The sequence below is a fragment of the Acidovorax sp. NB1 genome (genome assembly GCF_005405905.1).
GTDB lineage: Bacteria > Pseudomonadota > Gammaproteobacteria > Burkholderiales > Burkholderiaceae_C > Acidovorax.
On record NZ_BJHU01000030.1, the window covers coordinates 26,226 to 39,388 of the forward strand.

Here is a 13,163-nt window from a genome sequence, read left to right on the forward strand (position 1 = left end):
CCAAGTGGTGTTCCTTCCCCGCACCGCACTGCCAGGGTGCCAAACCATATTAGGTGGGAACGCATGAAAACACCAACACAGAAGTGCCAGCCCAAGGCCCCGGGCACAAGCAGTTGCGCCACAGGGCTTCAGCCACAGAAAAGCCCCTGATACCGCAAGGGCCTTAGGGGCGATGTCGAGGGATGCCGGGGCGTCCTTAGAGCCTGTTTACGATCTCCCAGGGGATCGTAAACAGGCTCTTCTTAGTGACTCAATCCCGTATGTCGTAGTGAAAGACCTTGGAGACGATCTGCCAGCGCCCGTCCAGCCAGAGCAGCGTGAGCAGGTCAATAAAGTGCTTGGGCGCAATGGAGCACTGCAGCTTGGCCAGCGCAGTCACGGGGCCCACGAGGTCGATGGAGAGCACACGGTCGGTGCGCGGCTGGCCGCTCGCCGCTGGGGCTGGGCGGGCGTCCACCACCGGGAAGTATTCGTGCATGCGCCAGAAGTTGGGTTGCTCACCCACCGCCGTGGCATACAGGGCCTGCGGATGGAACACCTGGGCCAGGCGCTTTGTGTCGCTGTGGTACAGACCGTCGAGGTACAGCTCCAGCACCGCGTGGATGGCGGCAAAGTCGGCGGCGCTGCTCATTGCGCGCCGCCTTGTCTGGCCCGCTCGCGCAGCACGGTCACGGTTTCACCCGCGATGCCCCAGTGGTCGGTGTCCACCTCTTCGATCACAACAAAGGTGGTGGCCGGGTTCTTGCCCAGCAACCGCACCACCAGGTCGGTCGCGCCACGGATCAGCTGGGCTTTTTGTTCACGCGATGCACCCTCGCGGGTGATCTGGATGTTGATGTAGGGCATGGCTCGCGTCCTCAGCCCACCAGGCCTTCGGTTTGCATCGCTGCACGGACCTCGGGGCGGGCTGTCACGCGTGCCATGAAGCTGCCGATGTGCTGCAGGTCGCCCAGGTCAATCTGCACAAACTTGGCCCAGCCGAGCACCACAAACAGATAGGCGTCGGCGGCGGTGAAATCGTTGCCCGTGAGGTAGCTCTTGCCCGCCAGTTGTCCGTCGAGCCAGGCCAGCTTTTTGTAAAGCACCGCAGCCAGGGCCTTCTTGGCAGTGGCATCCACATCGCTGTGGAACAGCGGTGTGAAAGACTTGTGCAGCTCGGCCGTCACGTAGTTTTGCCATTCCATGACGCGATATCGCTCCAGGCTGCCCGCAGGCGGCATCAGGGTGTGGGCGCCCGCAAGGTCGGCCACGTACTGGGCGACCACCGGCCCTTCGGTGATCCGCGTCCCGTCCGGGAGTTCGATCACCGGCACCTGGCCTTTGGGGCTGATGGCATAGAAGTCACCGCCGCCGCTGGTGGTGTGCTTGCCGGTATCGACCTTCTCCAGCGTGAAGGGGGTGCCGGTTTCACGCAGAAGAATGTGTGTGGCCAGCGAGCATGCGCCGGGGGCGTAATAGAGCTTGATAGAGGTCTGCATCGGGGACTCCTTATGTCCGTGGTTGGTGATGCAGTGACTGTATTGACGATGAAATTGACAATAAACTAGATTAATTTCAAATCACAAATTACACAGAAATCATTAATGGACCGGCAATTCGACAATCTTCGCCTGGGCAGCATCGAGTTGTTCTGCCTCACGGCGCAGCACCAGGGGTTCACGGCGGCGGCCAAGGCCACGGGCCTCACGGCAGCGGCCGTGAGCCGGTCCGTAGCACGGCTGGAGGAGCGCATGGGCGTGCGCCTGCTCATGCGCACCACACGCCAAGTGAGGCTGACGGAGGTCGGTCAGCGCTACCACGACCAGTGCCGCCAGGCGCTCACCCAACTCAGCGAGGCCGAGCGCGAGGCATCGGGCCAGCAGCTCAAGCCCGCAGGCCTGGTGCGCATGAGCCTGCCCACCTCGTACGGGCACCACCGCGTGCTGCCGCTGCTGCCGGCCTTCAGCACCAAGTACCCCGACATCGAGATCGAGCTGCAGCTGTCCAACCGCAATGTGGACTTCACCGAAGAAGGCTTTGACCTTGCCATCCGGGGCCGCACGCCCCCCGATTCGAGCCTGGTGGCCCGCAAGCTGGAGGACGCTGACCTGGTTGTGGTTGCTGCGCCGGCCTACCTCCAGCGCCACCGCGCCCCCCACACGCCCGAGGAGCTGGCGCAGCATGAATGTGTGCAGTTTGTGCTGCCCAGCAGCGGGCAGGTCGTGCCCTGGCTGCTGATGCGCGACGGTCAGACCGTCGAATGGCCCACGCAAGGCAAGCTGCGCTGCGCCGACGACATCCTGGGCCAGGTTACGCTGGCCCGCGCGGGCGCAGGGCTGGTACAGACCTACCGCTTCCTGGTCGAGGACGATCTGCGCAGCGGCCAGCTGGTCGAGGTGCTGGCCGCACACGCAGGCGCATCGCGGCCGTTCTCGCTGATCTACCCGGGCAACCGGCACATGCCTTTGCGGGTGCGGGTGTTGATTGACTACCTGGTGCGTGCGCTGGGGCACTGAGGCGTTGAGGCTGCACCAACAAAAAACCCTGGTCCGATCAACATACCAGGGTTCTTTTTATGAGGCGTTTTGAGCCGCCCCGAAGCCAGGACTACATATTGGAAATCATGACCTGACCAAAGCCCGAGCAGCTGACCTGCGTGGCGCCGTCCATCAGGCGGGCAAAGTCGTAGGTCACCTTCTTGGAGGCGATCGACTTCTCCAGCGAGCTGATGATCAGGTCGGCGGCGGCGGTCCAACCCATGTGGCGCAGCATCATCTCGGCCGAGAGGATTTCGGAGCCGGGGTTCACATAGTCCTTGCCCGCGTACTTGGGCGCGGTGCCGTGGGTGGCTTCAAAGCAGGCCACCGAGTCGGACATGTTGGCGCCGGGCGCAATGCCGATGCCGCCCACCTGGGCCGCCAGCGCGTCGGAGATGTAGTCGCCATTGAGGTTGAGCGTGGCCACCACCGAATACTCGGCGGGGCGCAGCAGGATTTGCTGCAGGAAGGCGTCGGCAATGCTGTCTTTGACGGTGATGTCCTTGCCCGTCTTGGGATTCTTGAGCTTGCACCAAGGGCCGCCGTCGATCAGCTCGGCGCCAAACTCCTTCTGCGCCAGCGCATAGGCCCAGTCGCGGAAGCCGCCTTCGGTGAACTTCATGATGTTGCCCTTGTGCACGATGGTCACGCTGGGCTTGTCGTTGTCGATGGCGTACTGGATGGCCTTGCGCACCAGGCGCTCGGTGCCTTCGATGGACACGGGCTTCACGCCCAGGCCGGAGGTGTTGGGGAAGCGGATCTTCTTCACTCCCATCTCGTCCTGCAGGAACTTGATGAGCTTCTTGGCCTTGTCGGACTCGGCTTCGAACTCGATGCCGGCGTAGATGTCTTCCGAGTTCTCGCGGAAGATCACCATGTTGGTCTTCTCGGGCTCCTTGAGCGGCGAAGGCACGCCCTTGAAATACTGCACCGGGCGCAGGCAGACATACAGGTCCAGCTCCTGGCGCAGCGCCACGTTGAGCGAGCGGATGCCGCCGCCCACGGGGGTGGTCAGCGGGCCCTTGATGGACACCACGTACTCGCGCAGCACCGCGAGGGTTTCTTCGGGCAGCCACACGTCAGGGCCATAGACCTTGGTGGATTTTTCGCCCGCGTACACCTCCATCCAGTGGATCTTCTTCTTGCCGCCATAGGCCTTGGCCACAGCGGCATCGACCACCTTGATCATCACGGGGGTGATGTCGAGGCCCGTGCCATCGCCTTCGATGAAGGGAATGATGGGTTCGTCCGGCACATTCAGGGACATGTCGGCGTTGACGGTGATTTTCTGGCCTGCGGCAGGCACCACGATGTGCTGGTAGGTGGTCATGGGTGGGGAGTCTCCGGTATGCGCCGAATGGAATTCGGTCGATGAAGGGAAAAAGCAAGAAAAGGGAGCACCGCCAACGGCAAGGCGGTGTGGTTTCAAACCATTCTAATGACAAAATTTTTCATCCAAGACCCTGTCAACGCGCTGGGCGCTGCTATCGTTGCGAGTGGAGCCGTACGGTTTTCGCACGGCCCTTCAACCTTCGTTCACACTGGAATCGGCATATATGAAAAAACTCCTCGCTGTCCTCGTGGCCGGTCTGTTCACTGCTGGTGCTTTTGCACAGGCACCTGCGGCCGCCCCCACCACCACCGCTCCTGCTGCAGCCCCCATGACGGCCCAGGCCACGGCTCCGGCCACCAAGAAGGTCGCCAAGAAAAAGGCCACCAAGAAGGTCGCCAAGAAAAAGACCGCCCACAAGGCCGCCTGAAGCAGTCCCGCAAGGCCTGAGCCACCCGCTCCCGGGTTTTCGGGCCTTCACTGATTCAAAATCGCCCGCATCTGCGGGCGTTTTCTTTGGTGCTGCAGCCCCTCCCTGCCTGCACAGCCAGAACTTTCTGCTCACCGTGCAGTCCCCTCCTGGCCCCGCCCGCTGTTTTGCCTTGTTTTCCGTTGACCAGAAAGCCTCGCCCATGACCGCCTCACGCGCTACCCCCACCCTTCCGTTTGGCGCCCTGCGCGCAGCCATGGGCATTCCCCGCCTCGCCCGCCACGTGGCCGGGGCCTGGGGTGCCTTGCTGGTGGCTGGTGCCCTGGTGGCCACGCCCACCACCGCCGTTCAGGCCCAGGAAGGCCCGCAGCTGAATCTGCAGCGCGTGGAGTTGACCGCTGGCATGCACCGCATCGACGCTCAGGTGGCCGCAACCCCCCAGGAGCGCCAGACAGGGCTCATGCACCGCAAGGAGATGCCCCAGCACGAGGGCATGCTGTTTGTGTTTGAACAGCCTGCGCAGCAATGCTTCTGGATGAAAAACACGCTGCTGCCGCTCACGGCCGCGTTTGTGGATGACGACGGCACCATCGTCAACCTGGCCGACATGAAGCCCCAGACGCTGGACTCCCACTGCTCGGCCAAGCCCGTGCGGTATGTGCTGGAGATGAACCAGGGCTGGTTTGCCAAGAAGGGCATCAAGGCAGGCGCCAAACTGGCCGGTGCGCCGTTCAGCCGCAAATGACCGTTCCGCTGCGCCTCAATTGCTATTATTTGAATAGCAAATATCGCTTGATGGACGCGCGCAAACGGCCTAAAAAGTTTTAAAGCACCAACAAAAAAACGGCCCGAGGGCCGTTTTTTGTTGCTCAGCCGCCGGGCACACAACCCGGCAGCCTGACGCTCTGGATCAGGCGAAGTTGGCTTCAGCAAACTTCCAGTTCACCAGCTTGTCGAGGAAGGTCTCGACAAACTTGGGACGCATGTTGCGGTAGTCGATGTAGTAGGCGTGTTCCCACACGTCCACCGTCAGCAGGGCCTTGTCGGCCGTGGTCAGGGGCGTGCCGGCGGCGCCGGTGTTGACGATGTCCACGCTGCCATCGGCCTTCTTCACCAGCCAGGTCCAGCCCGAACCGAAGTTGCCAACGGCAGACTTCACAAAGGCTTCCTTGAAGGCGGCGTAGCTGCCCCACTTGGCGTTGATGGCTGCAGCCAGCGCGCCCGAAGGCTCACCGCCCCCCTGGGGGGCCATGCAGTTCCAGAAGAAGGTGTGGTTCCAGATCTGCGCAGCGTTGTTGTAGATGCCGCCGCTCGACTTCTTGACGATCTCTTCGAGCGTCATGGATTCGAACTCGGTGCCCTTTTGCAGGTTGTTGAGGTTCACCACGTAGGCGTTGTGGTGCTTGCCGTGGTGGTACTCCAGGGTTTCCTGGCTGTAGTTCGGAGCCAGGGCGTCGATGGCGTAGGGCAGCGGGGGAAGGGTGTGTTCCATGGTGGTGTTTCCTCGTGGTTTGAAATTCTGGGATGCCGTCTGCAGCAGGTTCTTTCCTGAGCAATGCAGTCGGACACAGCGCGAGGGGGCATTGTAGGAACATCAGGTGACCTGTGCAGGCTCAGGGAGACATCGATGGACCCCAATGCCCTGAAAAATTCGGCTGCCTGGGTCCTCCTGCCCCTGCACGCTCACAACAAGCGCGGGGGCGCCACCGTCACATCCACCGCCCCATCGGCCAGCGTGGCGCGCAGTGCAGCACCCAGCGGCGCCTGCCGCACACTGGTCACCGCCCGCCCATCGGTATCGGTCAGAAGCGCATAGCCGCGCTGCAGCACCAGGCGCGGGTCCAGCAGGTCCAGGCGCAGAGCGGCACGTTCCAGCCGTTCGCTGTGCTGCGCCAGGGCGCGCTGCAGTTTTTGGGGAAAATCGGCCTCTAGCGCCTGCTGGGATTGGCCCATGCGCTGCATTTTCAGGAGCACACCATGGCGCATGCGCTGGGCCAGGCGGGCCAGTTGCAGCTGCTCGCGCGCCACCAGGCCCGAGGGGCGGCCCAGCCGCGCGGCGGCCTGGTCCAGCCGCTGGTGGCGCGCGTCGAGCTGGCGTTCCACGCCATCGGCCAGGCGCCCAGCCAGCAAGCCCAGTGCACCCAGCCACACATCGCGCGGCTGCGCCACCAGCTCGGCCGCCGCCGTGGGCGTGGGCGCGCGCAGGTCGGCGCAGAAGTCGGCAATGGTGAAGTCGGTCTCATGCCCCACGCCGCTGATGAGGGGCACGGGGCTTTGCACGATGGTGCGGGCCAGCTGTTCGTCGTTGAAGGCCCACAGGTCTTCGATGGAGCCGCCACCGCGCACCAGCAGGATCACATCGATGGGCGGATGGGCAGGCAAACTGCCCTCTTCCGCCCGCCCCGCTTGCGCAAGCAGATACAGTTTTGATAGCGCCGCAACAATCGATGGCGGCGCGGCCGCCCCCTGGACCTGCGCTGGCACCAGCACCACCGGAATGTGCGGCACCCGGCGGCGCAACGCAGTCACCACATCGTGCAATGCGGCTGCACCGGTCGAGGTGACGAGGCCGATGCCCCGTGGCTGCAGCGGCAGCGGGCGCTTGCGGGCGGTGTCGAACAAGCCTTCGGCATCCAGCTGGGCCTTCAGGCGCAGGAACTGCTCGAACAACGCGCCCTGCCCCGCGCGTTGCATGCTTTCCACGATGAACTGAAGGTCGCCGCGCGCCTCGTACACACCGAGGCGCCCGCGCACTTCCACCAATTCGCCATCGCGCGGTGAAAAGTCAAGCAGGCTGGCGGCACGGCGGAACATGGCGCAGCGCAACTGGCCGTTGGCGTCCTTGATCGAAAAATAACAATGCCCGCTGGATGCGCGCGAGAAGCCCGTTATCTCGCCGCGCACCGCCACAGGATTGAAGCGGGCCTCCAGCGCATCAGCAATGGCGCGGCACAGCGCGCCAACTTCCCACACACGCGGCGCCACGCCTGGGTTGGTGCGCTCAAACATGAGAAACGGCGGGCGTTTGCGCCGCGCGCGCCGCGCAAGTACTCCACAGAATCTGGCCAACGGCGGTTACCACAGGCACATAACCAAAAATTGCCCGCAAAACACCAGCGGACGTACAAGTCATTGATTTATAAGGACTTTTCATTGCGCAATTTTTCATCAATCTGTTGCAAGCACGGCGTGGAGCCACTTTGCAAGGCCTGGAACAGGGGTTTCCCACAAAGTTATCCACAGATTTTGTGGGTGAGCGGGAAGGCGGGGGACACGCGCAGCAAGGTAACGGTTTGTGACGTCAAGAGCGTGTTCATAGCCTTTCCATGGTGCCCGTTGCCCCGCAAAGGCAGTGGATGCAAGACGCCCACCGCAAGGCGCACTCCTGTGCGGCGAGGATGGGCAACGCCACAGACGCTGCCTTTGCGGGGCAACCCTTCGGGCAAAAAAGCAAACAGCCGCACTCGTTGTTGCCCGCCTTGTCCAGGCCACCAGCCTGGCCTGCGGCGGGCGCCTAGATTGCGGCTATTTGCTGCTTTGCGGGCACCATGGAAAGGCTATGAACACGCTCTAGGGCCCCCGCAAGCTGGGCCATAATCGCCGATTGCTTTCATCTGCGCGGAGAGAGATTTGCTGTCCATCATACAAGCCGCAGGCTGGCCGATCTGGCCCCTGATTGCGTGTTCCGTCCTGGGAATGGCGCTGATTTTCGAACGTTTTGTGGCCCTCAAGACGGCCCGCGTCGCCCCCCCGAAATTGCTGGATGAAGCGATCACCGTGTCGTCCAAGGCCCTGCCCACCCCCGATGTGGTGAACCAGCTGGCGCAGAACTCGGCCCTGGGCGAAGTGCTGGCCAGCGGCCTGCGCACCCTCAACAGCAACCCCCAGTGCAGCGAAACCGACCTGCGCGCCGCCATGGAAGGCACGGGCCGCGCGGTGGCGCATCGGCTGGAGAAGTACCTCTCGGCCCTGGCCACCATCGCCTCGGCCGCGCCCCTGCTGGGCCTGCTGGGCACCGTGATCGGCATGATCGAGATCTTTGGCTCGCAGTCGGGCGGCGGTGGCGTGGGCCAGGCCATGGGAGGCGGTAACCCGGCCCAGCTGGCGCATGGCATCTCGATTGCGCTCTACAACACGGCGTTTGGCCTCATCGTGGCCATCCCGGCGCTGATCTTCTGGCGCTACTTCCGCGCCCGCGTGGATGCGTATCTGCTCACGCTGGAGCTGGCTTCGGAGCAATTCGTGCGCCACATCCTGCGTCTGCGCAAAGCCAAGTAAAGTCAACCCCAAGCCCCATGAACTTCCGCCCCCGCGCCAAGGAAGAGCCGGAGATCAACCTGATCCCGTTCATCGACGTGCTGCTGGTGATCCTCATCTTTCTGATGCTGACCACCACCTACAGCAAGTTCACCGAGCTGCAGCTCACCCTGCCCGTGGCCGACGCCGAGCAGCAGCGCGACCACCCCAAGGAAATCATCGTCGCCGTGGCGGCCGATGGCCGTTATGCGGTCAACAAGAACGGCGTGGACGGCAAGGGCGTGGACTCCATCGCCCAGGCCCTGCGCGTTGCAGCCACAGCGGGCCCGGGCAGCGTGGTCATCATCAGCGCCGACGCCATGGCGCCGCACCAGTCCGTGGTCACGGTGATGGAGGCCGCACGCCGCGTGGGCCTCACGCAGATCACCTTTGCCACACAGTCGTCGTCTGCGTCCGCACGCGCGACCGGCGCGGCCAGCCGCTGACGCGCATGGGCGCCCCCGGGCCACAGCCGCCCCCGGCAGCGCCCTCCTCATCCTCCTCCCGCCCGCCTGCCGGGCGCGCCACCGCCGAACAAGGCCTGCAACAGATCTGGCAAAAGCGCGGCTGGGCCGCCTGGGCCTTGTGGCCCATCTCGCTGCTGTATGGCGCCCTGGTGGCGCTGCGCCGCACGCTCTACCGCATCGGCCTGCTGCACGCTGAGCACACAGGCCGCCCCGTGATCGTCGTGGGCAACGTGATTGCCGGGGGCGCAGGCAAGACCCCGGTGGTCATCGCGCTGGTGAAACATCTGCAGGCACAGGGCCTGCGGGTGGGTGTGATCTCGCGTGGCTATGGTCGCAGCACCCAGGACTGCCGAGCGGTACTGCCTGACAGCCCAGCCGCTGAAGTGGGCGACGAGCCCGCACTGATCGCACGCAGTTTTGCAGGCGATGCCGCCGTGCCGGTGTTTGTGGCGCCGCACCGCATCGCGGCCGCGCGCGCACTGCTGGCGGCACATCCTGGCACCGATGTGATCGTCTGCGACGACGGCCTGCAGCACCTGGCGCTGAAGCGCGACCTGGAAATCTGCATCTTCAACGACCAGGGCGTAGGCAACGGCTGGCTGCTGCCTGCCGGGCCGTTGCGCGAACCCTGGCCGCGCCGGGTGGACTTTGTGCTGCATGCGGGCGATGCAGCGCCCGTTGGATCATCCGCCCCCGCCCCAACCGCAGTATTCGGCCTGCAGCGCCGCCTGGCGCCCTGGGCGGTGCGGTCCGACGGCAGCCAGGTGCCGCTGGCCCAACTGCGTGGCCAGCCCCTGCACGCGCTGGCAGCCGTGGCGCGGCCAGGTGACTTCTTTGCCATGCTGCAGTCCGAAGGCCTGACCCTGGAACACACCGAGGCCTTGCCGGATCACTATGATTTCAATAGCTGGAGGCGACCACTGGATGCGCGGAAGGCCGTGATTTGCACCGAAAAAGATGCCGTCAAGCTATGGGCCTTGCACCCCAACGTGCTGGCCGTGCCCTTGGCCGTGCACATCGACCCCCGCTTTTTTGCCGCGCTGGATGCCAAGCTGTCGGCACTGATCGCCAAGGCCGCAGCACACAGGCCGCCGCTATCATCCCCCCCTGCCTGAATGGGCCTGCCCCACCCTGCTGAACCCTCCCGGAAAGCCCTGCCCCATGGACCCCAAACTGCTTGAACTGCTGGTCTGCCCCGTCACCAAAGGCCCCCTGACCTACAACCGCGAGGCGCAGGAACTCGTCTCGCGCAGCGCGCGGCTGGCCTACCCCGTGCGTGACGGCATTCCGGTGCTGCTGGAAAACGAAGCCCGCACCCTCACCGACGAGGAACTGGAGCAGTGAGCGCCACAGCCACCCCGGCAGCCGCCAGCCCCTTCACGGTGCTGATCCCGGCGCGCATGGCGTCAAGCCGCCTGCCCGACAAGCCGCTGGCCGACATCGCCGGGCTGCCCATGGTGGTGCGTGTGGCCCAGCGCGCAGCGCGGAGTGCCGCCTCCCGCGTGGTGGTGGCCGCTGACGATGCCCGCATCCTGCAGGCCTGCGCAGCCCATGGCGTGCAGGCCATCATGACCCGCCCCGACCACGCCAGCGGCAGCGACCGCCTGGCAGAGGCCTGCACGCAGCTGGGCCTGGACGGCGACGACATCGTGGTCAACGTGCAGGGCGACGAACCCTTGATGGACCCGGCGCTCATCAACGCCGTGGCGGGCCTGCTGCAGGACAGCGACGCGCAGCGGCCCGAAGCCAGCATGGGCACGGCAGCCCATGCCATTGCCTCACTGACCGACGTGACCAACCCCAATGTGGTGAAGGTGGTGCTGGACGCACGGGGCCTGGCGCACTACTTCAGCCGCGCGCCCATCCCCTTTGCGCGCGACCATGTGGGCACCGCCTGGTGGCAGGGCGCTGCGCAAGCTGCGGCCCCGGGTGTGGCGGCGCTGGCGGGGTTTGCACCGCTGCGGCACATCGGCATCTACAGCTACCGCGCCGGTTTCTTGCGGCAGTTCCCGCAACTGGCCCCGGCACCGACCGAGGCGGTCGAGGCGCTGGAGCAACTGCGTGCCCTCTGGCATGGCCACCGCATTGCCGTGCACTTGGCCGAAACGGCCCCAGGCCCGGGCGTGGACACGCCCGAAGACCTGGAGCGGGTGCGCAGCCTGTTCCGCTGAGCACCTCGCCCCACCCGCACCGCCCCGCTGTGGTGCGGCGGCGGGAAGACAGTCGCCCATGTAAGTCAGCGCAAGGTGGTCGCATGCTATCCTCGACCGCAACGAGAGCACCGCATCCCGGGCGCACAGAACGGCTACAGGCGCCCTTCGAACGTCCCCGCCAGCGGCGCCACCCGATTTCTAACCTTCGAGGACTTCCATGAGACTGATTCTGTTGGGCGCGCCTGGCGCCGGAAAGGGCACGCAAGCCACGTTCATCTGCCAGAAGTACGGCATCCCGCAAATCTCCACCGGCGACATGCTGCGTGCCGCCGTCAAGGCCGGCACCCCCCTGGGCCTGCAGGCCAAGGCCGTGATGGACTCGGGCGCCCTGGTCAGTGACGACATCATCATCGGTCTGGTCAAGGAACGCATCACGCAGCCCGACTGCGCCAAGGGCTTCCTCTTCGACGGCTTCCCCCGCACCATCCCCCAGGCCGACGCCATGAAGGCGGCAGGCGTCAAGCTCGACTATGTGCTCGAAATCGACGTGCCCTTTGACGCCATCATCGAACGCATGAGCGGCCGCCGCTCACACCCCGCCAGCGGCCGCACCTACCATGTCAAGTTCAATCCCCCCAAGGTCGAAGGCAAGGACGACATCACGGGCGAAGAGCTGATCCAGCGCGAGGACGACAAGGAAGAAACCGTCAAGAAGCGCCTGCAGGTCTACAGCGACCAGACGCGCCCGCTGGTGGACTACTACAGCAACTGGGCCAAGGCCGAACCCGCCGCAGCCCCCAAGTACCGCGCCATCAGCGGCACGGGCAGCGTGGACGAAATCACGGCACGCGCACTGCAGGCCCTGGCCAGCTAAGACGCACCGGCGGGGGAAGGCAGACGCAACACACCGCCCGCCGCCGCCCCACAAATCCACCGCGCTGATAGAGCGGTCCCGGCGACGCCCTGCACAAGGGCGTCGCTTTTTTCATGGTGCCAAGGTTCTCACCGGCGCGGCATCTCACCTGCCTTGTATCGCGCCCCCGTCAAGCCGGGCTGGACCGCAGGCCATAGGCCTTGCCATCGACATACAGGTATTCGGCACGCAGCACCGGATCCCCCTTCTCTTCGCGCAAGGTGAACCCCACCACCGACACCAGGGCGCCTGGCCGGATCTCCTGCACCTGCCATGCCTGCATGCGCGTGAGGGGCGCCAGCTCGACCTCCCAGAGCCGGTCCTTGCGGGTGGGCAGCACGGCCTTGGCCAGCAGCGCCCGGCCATCCACCGGCGCCGTCTGCGCTGGCACGGGGCGCTGCGCCAGATCGGGAGGCAGCTTCAGGCTGGCGGCAACCTCCAGCGACAGTTCAGCGTGGGGGTTCTGCCAGCGCACCTTGCGCGCGGTGCCTTCCAGATAGATGGGGCGGTCCGGGTCAAAACTGCTCCAGCCATGGTGCGCCTGCGCCCCCAGGGGCCAGACGGAGGCGGCAAGCAGCAGGTGGCGGCGCGGCAAGTTCATAGGGACTCCTCAAGGAAAAAGGAACCGGACAGGCTTCACAAATAGGCGATCCAGCGGCCACACACCACCACGGCCAGCCAGACCACCGTGGAAGCCAGCATCTGCGCGCGGGCCAGGCCGTCCAGCCGCGTGAGCGAGCCGCGCCCATGAAACCATGCCGCATTGCACCCGGCAAGCATTAACAACAGCATCTTCAAGGTAAATGCCCGGCTGCTGAGCAGCTCGGCAGGCTGCGTGGCAAACATCAGCAGACCCGAGGCGGCGGCCAGCCCGAAACCGCACAGTGCCAGCGACAGGCTCAGCCGGGCCAAGTCCTTCACCGGCAGCGCTACACCCCGGCCAAACACCCGCAACTCCAGCAACACGAGGTTGCCCAGCAGCAGCGCAATGCCCACGATGTGCACCACCTCCAGTGCCGGGTAGGCCCAGGCATGCGTCTTGAGTGCTGCAAACATCG

At 65.0% G+C, this 13,163-nt stretch carries 17 protein-coding genes; 9 read left to right on the top strand and 8 right to left on the bottom strand.

The window, feature by feature from the left end:
* Positions 1-250: 250 nt before the first annotated feature.
* Genes AvAM_RS15235 through gstA form a run of 3 tightly spaced genes read right to left on the bottom strand, consistent with a single transcriptional unit; the run spans position 251 to position 1,478 of the window.
* A complete protein-coding gene (locus AvAM_RS15235) occupies positions 251-631 on the bottom strand; it encodes a nuclear transport factor 2 family protein (protein ID WP_137747833.1) in 381 nt (126 codons plus the stop codon).
* Positions 628-846: a 4-oxalocrotonate tautomerase family protein gene (locus AvAM_RS15240; protein ID WP_137747834.1), complete on the bottom strand. Its 219-nt coding sequence runs from the start codon at positions 844-846 to the stop codon at positions 628-630. The genes AvAM_RS15235 and AvAM_RS15240 overlap by 4 nt, the downstream gene beginning before the upstream one ends.
* Positions 847-857: 11 nt before the next feature.
* Positions 858-1,478: a glutathione transferase GstA gene (gstA, locus tag AvAM_RS15245; RefSeq protein ID WP_249368161.1), complete on the bottom strand. Its 621-nt coding sequence runs from the start codon at positions 1,476-1,478 to the stop codon at positions 858-860.
* Positions 1,479-1,583: 105 nt separating this feature from the next.
* Here gstA and AvAM_RS15250 point away from each other — a divergent pair, with 105 nt between their 5' ends.
* Positions 1,584-2,495: a LysR family transcriptional regulator gene (locus tag AvAM_RS15250; protein WP_137747835.1), complete on the top strand. Its 912-nt coding sequence runs from the start codon at positions 1,584-1,586 to the stop codon at positions 2,493-2,495.
* 91 nt (positions 2,496-2,586) lie between these two features.
* On the opposite strand, the gene icd is transcribed toward AvAM_RS15250, so the two are convergent.
* Positions 2,587-3,846, bottom strand: coding sequence for an NADP-dependent isocitrate dehydrogenase (icd, locus tag AvAM_RS15255; RefSeq protein ID WP_137747836.1), 1,260 nt, complete (start codon positions 3,844-3,846; stop codon positions 2,587-2,589).
* Between the two features lie 226 nt (positions 3,847-4,072).
* Between icd and AvAM_RS15260 the strand changes: the two genes are divergently transcribed.
* Both AvAM_RS15260 and AvAM_RS15265 read left to right on the top strand, forming a co-directional pair.
* Positions 4,073-4,276, top strand: a complete 204-nt coding sequence (locus AvAM_RS15260; protein WP_137747837.1) for a hypothetical protein — start codon at positions 4,073-4,075, stop codon at positions 4,274-4,276.
* 256 nt (positions 4,277-4,532) lie between these two features.
* A complete protein-coding gene (locus AvAM_RS15265) occupies positions 4,533-5,021 on the top strand; it encodes a DUF192 domain-containing protein (RefSeq protein ID WP_137748109.1) in 489 nt (162 codons plus the stop codon).
* Positions 5,022-5,186: 165 nt separating this feature from the next.
* On the opposite strand, the gene AvAM_RS15270 is transcribed toward AvAM_RS15265, so the two are convergent.
* Positions 5,187-5,768 carry a superoxide dismutase gene (locus AvAM_RS15270; protein WP_137747838.1) on the bottom strand — a complete coding sequence of 194 codons (582 nt, stop codon included), beginning with the start codon at positions 5,766-5,768 and terminating at the stop codon, positions 5,187-5,189.
* A 191-nt stretch (positions 5,769-5,959) separates the two neighbouring features.
* On the bottom strand, positions 5,960-7,285 hold the full coding sequence (xseA, locus tag AvAM_RS15275; RefSeq protein ID WP_137747839.1) for an exodeoxyribonuclease VII large subunit: 1,326 nt from the start codon (positions 7,283-7,285) through the stop codon (positions 5,960-5,962).
* Positions 7,286-7,906: 621 nt separating this feature from the next.
* Here xseA and AvAM_RS15280 point away from each other — a divergent pair.
* From AvAM_RS15280 to adk, 6 genes are all read left to right on the top strand, one after another.
* Positions 7,907-8,554: a MotA/TolQ/ExbB proton channel family protein gene (locus AvAM_RS15280; protein ID WP_137747840.1), complete on the top strand. Its 648-nt coding sequence runs from the start codon at positions 7,907-7,909 to the stop codon at positions 8,552-8,554.
* Positions 8,555-8,571: 17 nt separating this feature from the next.
* Positions 8,572-9,018: a biopolymer transporter ExbD gene (locus AvAM_RS15285; protein WP_137747841.1), complete on the top strand. Its 447-nt coding sequence runs from the start codon at positions 8,572-8,574 to the stop codon at positions 9,016-9,018.
* A gap of 5 nt (positions 9,019-9,023) precedes the next feature.
* A complete protein-coding gene (gene lpxK / locus AvAM_RS15290) occupies positions 9,024-10,154 on the top strand; it encodes a tetraacyldisaccharide 4'-kinase (protein ID WP_137747842.1) in 1,131 nt (376 codons plus the stop codon).
* Positions 10,155-10,200: 46 nt separating this feature from the next.
* Positions 10,201-10,383 (top strand): Trm112 family protein, encoded by a 183-nt coding sequence (locus AvAM_RS15295; protein ID WP_008905871.1) that lies wholly within the window; start codon positions 10,201-10,203, stop codon positions 10,381-10,383.
* Positions 10,380-11,210 (top strand): 3-deoxy-manno-octulosonate cytidylyltransferase, encoded by an 831-nt coding sequence (gene kdsB / locus AvAM_RS15300; RefSeq protein WP_137747843.1) that lies wholly within the window; start codon positions 10,380-10,382, stop codon positions 11,208-11,210. Before AvAM_RS15295 ends, kdsB begins: the two co-directional genes overlap by 4 nt.
* A 199-nt stretch (positions 11,211-11,409) precedes the next feature.
* A complete protein-coding gene (adk, locus tag AvAM_RS15305) occupies positions 11,410-12,066 on the top strand; it encodes an adenylate kinase (protein ID WP_137747844.1) in 657 nt (218 codons plus the stop codon).
* A 169-nt stretch (positions 12,067-12,235) separates the two neighbouring features.
* Here the strand turns inward: adk and AvAM_RS15310 are convergent, their stop codons facing one another.
* A complete protein-coding gene (locus tag AvAM_RS15310; protein ID WP_171012246.1) occupies positions 12,236-12,706 on the bottom strand; it encodes a DUF6152 family protein in 471 nt (156 codons plus the stop codon).
* 35 nt (positions 12,707-12,741) lie between these two features.
* Complete coding sequence (locus AvAM_RS15315; protein ID WP_137747845.1) at positions 12,742-13,161, bottom strand: hypothetical protein; 420 nt, start codon at positions 13,159-13,161, stop codon at positions 12,742-12,744.
* Between the last annotated feature and the right edge of the window lie 2 nt (positions 13,162-13,163).

What these genes read in the sequence shown, in the direction of transcription:
- adk (WP_137747844.1), top strand. Translation starts at nt 11,410, where the DNA reads ATGAGACTGATTCTGTTGGGCGCGCCTGGCGCCGGAAAGGGCACGCAA.
- icd (WP_137747836.1), bottom strand. Translation starts at nt 3,846, where the DNA reads ATGACCACCTACCAGCACATCGTGGTGCCTGCCGCAGGCCAGAAAATC.
- AvAM_RS15285 (WP_137747841.1), top strand. Translation starts at nt 8,572, where the DNA reads ATGAACTTCCGCCCCCGCGCCAAGGAAGAGCCGGAGATCAACCTGATC.
- AvAM_RS15250 (WP_137747835.1), top strand. Translation starts at nt 1,584, where the DNA reads ATGGACCGGCAATTCGACAATCTTCGCCTGGGCAGCATCGAGTTGTTC.
- gstA (WP_249368161.1), bottom strand. Translation starts at nt 1,478, where the DNA reads ATGCAGACCTCTATCAAGCTCTATTACGCCCCCGGCGCATGCTCGCTG.
- lpxK (WP_137747842.1), top strand. Translation starts at nt 9,024, where the DNA reads ATGGGCGCCCCCGGGCCACAGCCGCCCCCGGCAGCGCCCTCCTCATCC.
- AvAM_RS15240 (WP_137747834.1), bottom strand. Translation starts at nt 846, where the DNA reads ATGCCCTACATCAACATCCAGATCACCCGCGAGGGTGCATCGCGTGAA.
- xseA (WP_137747839.1), bottom strand. Translation starts at nt 7,285, where the DNA reads ATGTTTGAGCGCACCAACCCAGGCGTGGCGCCGCGTGTGTGGGAAGTT.
- AvAM_RS15260 (WP_137747837.1), top strand. Translation starts at nt 4,073, where the DNA reads ATGAAAAAACTCCTCGCTGTCCTCGTGGCCGGTCTGTTCACTGCTGGT.
- AvAM_RS15310 (WP_171012246.1), bottom strand. Translation starts at nt 12,706, where the DNA reads ATGAACTTGCCGCGCCGCCACCTGCTGCTTGCCGCCTCCGTCTGGCCC.
- AvAM_RS15315 (WP_137747845.1), bottom strand. Translation starts at nt 13,161, where the DNA reads ATGTTTGCAGCACTCAAGACGCATGCCTGGGCCTACCCGGCACTGGAG.
- AvAM_RS15235 (WP_137747833.1), bottom strand. Translation starts at nt 631, where the DNA reads ATGAGCAGCGCCGCCGACTTTGCCGCCATCCACGCGGTGCTGGAGCTG.
- AvAM_RS15295 (WP_008905871.1), top strand. Translation starts at nt 10,201, where the DNA reads ATGGACCCCAAACTGCTTGAACTGCTGGTCTGCCCCGTCACCAAAGGC.
- AvAM_RS15265 (WP_137748109.1), top strand. Translation starts at nt 4,533, where the DNA reads ATGGGCATTCCCCGCCTCGCCCGCCACGTGGCCGGGGCCTGGGGTGCC.
- AvAM_RS15270 (WP_137747838.1), bottom strand. Translation starts at nt 5,768, where the DNA reads ATGGAACACACCCTTCCCCCGCTGCCCTACGCCATCGACGCCCTGGCT.